Source organism: Halobellus sp. Atlit-38R (assembly GCF_003665925.1).
In the GTDB taxonomy this organism is placed as follows: Archaea; Halobacteriota; Halobacteria; order Halobacteriales; family Haloferacaceae; genus Haloquadratum; species Haloquadratum inordinatus.
Genome location: NZ_QXIJ01000294.1, coordinates 1 through 472, shown reverse-complemented (window position 1 = coordinate 472; position 472 = coordinate 1). Strand labels below are relative to the sequence as shown.

The window sequence follows — 472 nt, the reverse complement described above, 5'->3', positions numbered from 1 at the left end:
GTCCACAAGCTCGGTTGGGGCAAGTACCACAACGTCCTCGCGGTCAACTCCGGCTGCTGGCAGGCCCAGACCGACTTCCAGAAATCGGTCAACATCGACCCCGACGCCGGCTACGCGCCCATCGTCGACCTCGACACGCTGAACATGACGGTCCGGAAGTTCTCGTAGGTCGAGCCCCCGGCCCGCGTTTCGGGTCTCCGGCGACCGCTACCGTTCGATCTCGACCCGTCCGCTCGTCGCGTCGTTGAGCCGCTCGCGGAGCGCCTCCACCTCGGCGACCGGCACCCGGAGGTCGAACCGGACGCGCTCGCCGTAGTCGGCGTCGAACTCGACGCCCGCCGACTCGATCACGCCCCGGACCGTCCCCGAGTCGTCGTACTCGGTCTCGACGACGAGGGCGCGGTGCGGCCGCTCCTCGACCACTCCGGCGGCGTCGATACCGTCCTTCACCGCGCGCGAGTAGGCGCGCGCG

At 69.9% G+C, this 472-nt stretch carries 1 protein-coding gene and 1 pseudogene; one reads left to right on the top strand and one right to left on the bottom strand.

The annotated features are described in order from the left end of the window. Nucleotides 1–168: pseudogene (locus tag D3D02_RS19460) on the top strand (DNA polymerase II small subunit); the annotation flags it as partial. A 39-nt stretch (nucleotides 169–207) separates the two neighbouring features. On the opposite strand, the gene D3D02_RS19455 reads toward D3D02_RS19460, so the two are convergent. Then, on the bottom strand, nucleotides 208–472 hold a 265-nt coding region (locus D3D02_RS19455), incomplete at its 5' end, for a DUF1949 domain-containing protein (protein ID WP_121571387.1).